The sequence below is a fragment of the Streptomyces sp. KR55 genome (assembly GCF_052245645.1).
Lineage (GTDB): Bacteria > Actinomycetota > Actinomycetes > Streptomycetales > Streptomycetaceae > Streptomyces > Streptomyces flavusporus.
Genome location: NZ_JBQQCE010000590.1, coordinates 1 through 5,184 on the forward strand (window position 1 = coordinate 1; position 5,184 = coordinate 5,184).

6 protein-coding genes are annotated in these 5,184 nt (G+C 69.6%); 2 read left to right on the forward strand and 4 right to left on the reverse strand.

Going from position 1 to position 5,184, the window contains the following annotated elements; all coding sequences use genetic code 11:
- The 4 genes from ACTWQJ_RS46035 to ACTWQJ_RS46050 all read right to left on the reverse strand — a co-directional run.
- On the reverse strand, positions 1–505 hold a 505-nt coding region (locus ACTWQJ_RS46035), incomplete at its 3' end, for an SDR family oxidoreductase (RefSeq protein ID WP_443312347.1).
- Positions 502–1,473: a dTDP-glucose 4,6-dehydratase gene (gene rfbB / locus ACTWQJ_RS46040; protein ID WP_443312348.1), complete on the reverse strand. Its 972-nt coding sequence runs from the start codon at positions 1,471–1,473 to the stop codon at positions 502–504. The genes ACTWQJ_RS46035 and rfbB, both read right to left, overlap by 4 nt.
- Positions 1,470–2,537: a glucose-1-phosphate thymidylyltransferase gene (locus ACTWQJ_RS46045; protein WP_443312349.1), complete on the reverse strand. Its 1,068-nt coding sequence runs from the start codon at positions 2,535–2,537 to the stop codon at positions 1,470–1,472. The genes rfbB and ACTWQJ_RS46045 overlap by 4 nt, the downstream gene beginning before the upstream one ends.
- 130 nt (positions 2,538–2,667) lie before the next feature.
- A complete protein-coding gene (locus tag ACTWQJ_RS46050) occupies positions 2,668–2,847 on the reverse strand; it encodes a hypothetical protein (RefSeq protein WP_409467647.1) in 180 nt (59 codons plus the stop codon).
- Between the two features lie 203 nt (positions 2,848–3,050).
- On the opposite strand from ACTWQJ_RS46050, the gene ctaD reads away from it, so the two are divergent.
- Both ctaD and ctaF read left to right on the forward strand, forming a co-directional pair.
- Positions 3,051–4,733 carry an aa3-type cytochrome oxidase subunit I gene (ctaD, locus tag ACTWQJ_RS46055; protein WP_443312350.1) on the forward strand — a complete coding sequence of 561 codons (1,683 nt, stop codon included), beginning with the start codon at positions 3,051–3,053 and terminating at the stop codon, positions 4,731–4,733.
- Positions 4,730–5,131, forward strand: coding sequence for an aa3-type cytochrome oxidase subunit IV (gene ctaF, locus ACTWQJ_RS46060; RefSeq protein ID WP_443312351.1), 402 nt, complete (start codon positions 4,730–4,732; stop codon positions 5,129–5,131). The genes ctaD and ctaF overlap by 4 nt, the downstream gene beginning before the upstream one ends.
- Positions 5,132–5,184: the final 53 nt, after the last annotated feature.

Here is a 5,184-nt window from a genome sequence, read left to right on the forward strand (position 1 = left end):
GAAGGTCGAGCATCGTCCGCACGAAGCTGCGGCCGTGGACGCCGTACAGCCAGGCGGTGCGCACGACGGCGCTCGTCTGCGGGAGTTCGGCGAGGACGGCCCGCTCGCCGGCGAGCTTGGTGCGGCCGTAGGCGGTGCGCGGGGCGGGCGGCAGGTCCTCCGGGTAGGGGCTGGTGCGGGCGGTGCCGGAGAAGACGTAGTCCGTGGAGACGTGCAGCAGGCGAGCGCCGCTCGCGGCGCAGGCCCGGGCCAGCAGCCGCGGGCCGTCGGCGTTGACGCACAGGGCTCGTTCCTCGTCGGTCTCGGCGTCGTCCACGGCGGTGTACGCGGCGCAGTTGACCACGAGGTCGGGGCGGTGCTCGGCGAACGCTGCCTCGACCGCGTCGGGCCGGGTGACGTCGAGGGCGGCCCGGTCCAGGGCGACCACGTCGGCACCGCGGCTGCGGAGGGTGTCGACGACGTCCTGGCCGAGCATTCCGCCCGCCCCGGTGACCAGCCACCTCATAGGCGCCCGCTTTCGATGCGCCGTTTGAGCGGCTCCCACCAGGCGCGGTGGTCGCGGTACCAGGCGACGGTCGCTGCGAGGCCGGCCGCGAAGTCGTGGCGCGGCCGGTAGCCGAGCTCGGTGCGGGCCTTGTTCCAGTCGACCGAGTAGCGCAGGTCGTGGCCCTTGCGGTCCTCGACGTGCTGGACCCGGTCCCAGCTCGCCCCGCACGCCTGGAGCAGCAGTGCGGTGAGCTCCTTGTTGCTCAGTTCGGTGCCGCCGCCGATGTTGTAGACCTCGCCGGGCCGGCCCCGGGTGCGCACCAGCTCGATGCCGTGACAGTGGTCCTCGACATGCAGCCAGTCACGGACGTTGCGGCCCTCGCCGTACAGCGGGACGGTGCGCCCGTCGAGGAGGTTGGTGATGAACAGCGGGACGACCTTCTCGGGGAACTGGCGCGGGCCGTAGTTGTTCGAGCAGCGGGTGACGCGGACGTCCAGGCCGTGGGTGTGGTGGTACGACAGGGCGAGCAGGTCGGAGGAGGCCTTGGAGGCGGAGTACGGCGAACTCGGCCTGAGCGGGTGTTCCTCGGGCCAGGAGCCGGACTCGATGGAGCCGTAGACCTCGTCGGTGGAGATGTGCACGAACGGGCCGGCCCCGTGCCGCAGTGCGGCGTCCAGCAGGGTCTGGGTGCCGAGGACGTTGGTGCGTACGAACGCGGCCGCCTGGTCGATCGAGCGGTCGACGTGGGACTCGGCCGCGAAGTGCACGACCTGGTCGGCGTCGACCATCAGCTTGTCGACCAGGGCGGCGTCGCAGATGTCGCCGTGCACGAAGTCCAGCCGCGGGTCGCCGGAGGGCAGGTTGTCCCGGGAGCCGGCGTAGGTGAGCTTGTCCAGCACGGTGATGTGCGCGTCGGATGCTGCGAGCAGGGCGCGGACGTACGCGGAGCCGATGAACCCGGCGGCGCCGGTGACGAGAAGGTTCATGTGTGGATCTGCACCTTGCTGTGGTCGCCGAGGACGAGTCGGTGGGCGCTGGGAACGCTGGGTGCCGTGGTCACCCGGACGTGGCGGCCGATCAGCGAGTTCTCGATGCGGCCCACCCCGTCGATCGAGGAGTCCCGCAGCACGATGGAGAACTCCACTTCGCTGTCCGTGATCCGGCAGTTCTCCGCGATGGAGGTGAAGGGGCCGACGTAGGAGTCGCGGACCTCGGTGCCGGAGCCGATGACGGCGGGGCCGACGATGCGTGAGTTCACGATGCGGGCGCCCTCCTCGACCACGACCCGCCCGATCGTCTCGGATCCGGCGTCCACCTCGCCGTCGATGCGCCGGTCGAGGCCTTCGAGGACGGTCCGGTTCACCTCCAGCATGTCGCCGACGTTCCCGGTGTCCTTCCAGTAGCCCTCGATGACCGTGCTGCGGACGTCGGCGCGGGCGTCGATGAGGTGCTGGATGGCGTGGGTGATCTCCAACTCCCCGCGCCAGGACGGCCGGATGGCCCGCACCGCTTCGTGGATGACCGGCGTGAACAGGTACACCCCGACCAGCGCGAGATCGCTCTTGGGCCGTTCCGGCTTCTCCTCCAGGCCGATGACCTGCCCGGACGGGTCGAGTTCGGCGACGCCGAAGGCGCGGGGGTCCGAGACGCGGGTGAGCAGGATCTGCGCGTCGGGGCGGATGCGGGTGAACTCCTCGACGAGGTCGGTGATGCCGCCGACGATGAAGTTGTCGCCGAGGTACATCACGAAGTCGTCGTCGCCGAGATAGTCGCGCGCGATCAGCACGGCGTGGGCCAGACCGAGGGGCCGCTCCTGGGGGATGTAGGTGATCTCCAGGCCGAACTTCGATCCGTCGCCCACCGCTTCCCGGATCTCCTCGGCGGTGTCCCCGACGACCACGCCGACCTCGGTGATTCCGGCCGCGGCGATGGATTCCAGGCCGTAGAACAGGACGGCCTTGTTGGCGACCGGCACGAGCTGTTTGGCCGAGGTGTGCGTGATCGGCCTCAGTCGTGTACCGGCGCCGCCGGACAGCACGAGAGCCTTCATCTGCTTCACCATAGCGGCGAACGCGCTCATCGGAGCATCGCTCGTCCTAATCAACCGTTACGGCGAGCAGGCGGCAGGGTTACGGGGACACGACGAAGGGGTTGCGGCGCTGCATCGGGCGGGCGTGGCGTCAGTCCTCGCCACGCACGATGTTCCACTCCTGGCCGGTGTGCGAGGTCCGCGGCCCGTCCGGGCCTTCGACGGCGGGGAGGCAGGTGCGCAGCACGGCCTTGCCGCGCAGTCGGCGTGCCTTCGACCAGCCGGTCTCCGGGCGGCGGACGGCGGGTTTTTCACGGGCGGACGTGGTCACGACGCTTCATCTTCCTTCTGCGTCCGGTGCGGGTTTGCTCAGGGCCGGGTCCCCGGATCCGGCCCGGGCAAACGCCGCGCCGGTCAGGTGGCGCCGGGGACGTGGATGACTCCGGTCGGCCCTCTGACGGGCGACAACAGGGCGTGGCGCGGGCGGCACTCCAGGTCACGGCGATAGCGTCGCGGCGGCCGGAGAGGAGGACGATGACGGAACTGTCGCACGACACCCCGACCGCCCGGCGGCGCGGCGCATCGGGGCGCTCGCTGGGCGCCACGCTGCTGCACTGGAGCACGACGACCGATCACAAGGTGATCGGACGCCTGTACATGGTCACCGCCTTCTGTTTCTTCCTCTTCGCCGGTCTGCTGGCCCTGGCCATGCGGGCCGAACTCGCCCGTCCGGGACTGCAGTTCGTGAGCGAGCTCGGCTACAACCAGTTCTTCACGATCCACGGCACGACCATGATGCTGCTCTTCGCGACGCCGATGTTCGCCGGGTTCGCGAACGCCGTGATGCCCCTGCAGATCGGCGCCCCGGACGTGGCCTTCCCTCGTCTGAACGCCCTGTCGTACTGGATGTACCTCTTCGGCGGGCTGATGGTGGTCGCCGGTTTCATCGTGCCCGGCGGCGCGGCGGCCTTCGGCTGGTTCGCCTACGCGCCGATGAACAGCGCGTACTTCTCCCCCGGTGCCGGCGGTGACCTGTGGGTGATGGGGCAGGTGGTGACGGGCGTGTCCACGACCCTGGGTGCGGTGAACTTCATCGCCACGATCATGTGTCTGCGGGCCCCGGGCATGACCATGTTCCGGATGCCGATGTTCACGTGGAACGTGCTGTTCACGTCGATCCTCGTCCTGCCCTCGTTCCCCGTCCTGACGGCGGCACTGCTCTGCCTGGAGTCGGACCGGAAGTTCGGCTCGCACATCTTCGACGCGTCGAACGGCGGCGCACTGCTGTGGCAGCACCTGTTCTGGTTCTTCGGTCACCCCGAGGTGTACATCGTGGCGCTGCCGTTCTTCGGGGTCATCACGGAGATCATCCCGGTGTTCTCCCGCAAACCGCTGTTCGGCTACCTGCCGATGATCGGCGCGACGATCGCGATCACCATGCTCTCCGCGGTCGTCTGGGCGCACCACATGTTCGCCACCGGCGCGGTGCTGCTGCCGTTCTTCTCCCTGATGTCGTTCCTGATCGCCGTGCCCACCGGTATCAAGTTCTTCGCGTGGATCGGCACCATGCACCGGGGCTCGCTGTCGTTCGAGACGCCGATGCTGTGGGCGCTCGGCTTCCTGGTGTCGTTCCTGCTGGGCGGGTTGAGCGGGGTGCTGATCGCCTCTCCGCCGCTCGACTTCCACCTCACCGACTCGTACTTCATCGTCGCGCATCTGCACTACGTGCTGTTCGGCACCGTCGTGTTCGCGATGTTCGCCGGGTTCTACTTCTGGTGGCCGAAGTTCACCGGGAAGATGCTGGACGAGCGGCTCGGCAAGCTGCACTTCTGGCTGCTGTTCCCCGCCTTCCAGCTGACGTTTCTGGTGCACCACTGGCTCGGCGAGGAAGGCATGCCCCGCCGCTACGCCGACTACCTGCCCGCCGACGGTTTCACCGTGCTCAACGCCCTGTCGTCGGCGGGGGCGTTCCTGCTCGGTGTGTCCACCCTGCCGTTCCTGTACAACGTCTGGCGCACCGCCAGGTACGCGCGGCCGGTGACCGTGGACGACCCGTGGGGGTACGGGCGGGGGCTGGAGTGGGCGACCGCGTGCCCGCCGCCGCGCCACAACTTCACGGCGCTGCCCCGGGTGCGCTCCGAGTCACCCGCCTTCGATCTGCGCCATCCGGAGATCGCCCGGCAACGGCCGCGCACGAGGCGGGAGCTGGAACGATGAAGACCGAGGCGTTGCTGTTCGGAGGCGTCGCTCTGTTCTTCGCCGGCATCGCCGGGCTCTACGGCTTCTGGTCCGAGGAACCGGCCGGGTCGGCGGTGCTGGTGATCGCGTTCCTGATGGCCGCCGTGGTGTCCTTCTTCAGCGCCGTCCAGTACCGGCGCAAGGGGCGGCGGCCGCAGGACCGGCGCGACGCCGAGGTGGCCGACGGGGCCGGGCCGCTGGAGTTCTTCCCGGCCGACAGCCCGTGGCCCATCGTCACAGCCGTGGGCTTCGCGGTCGCGGCCACGGGCGTCGTCTACGGGCTGTGGCTGTTCCTCATCGGTCTTGCGGTGCTGTCCCGGGGCGTTCTGGGGCTGGTGTTCCAGTACGTGCACCGGGGTGCCGGCCGGGAGGAGTGAGCTCCGGCCGGGGCGCGCCGGGCCGGAACTCGCCGACCGGCCGGTGCTCACTC

Bases quoted from the DNA above. Each gene is read 5' to 3' on its own strand.
- ctaF (WP_443312351.1), top strand. From the start codon at position 4,730: ATGAAGACCGAGGCGTTGCTGTTCGGAGGCGTCGCTCTGTTCTTCGCC.
- ACTWQJ_RS46045 (WP_443312349.1), bottom strand. From the start codon at position 2,537: ATGAAGGCTCTCGTGCTGTCCGGCGGCGCCGGTACACGACTGAGGCCG.
- rfbB (WP_443312348.1), bottom strand. From the start codon at position 1,473: ATGAACCTTCTCGTCACCGGCGCCGCCGGGTTCATCGGCTCCGCGTAC.
- ctaD (WP_443312350.1), top strand. From the start codon at position 3,051: ATGACGGAACTGTCGCACGACACCCCGACCGCCCGGCGGCGCGGCGCA.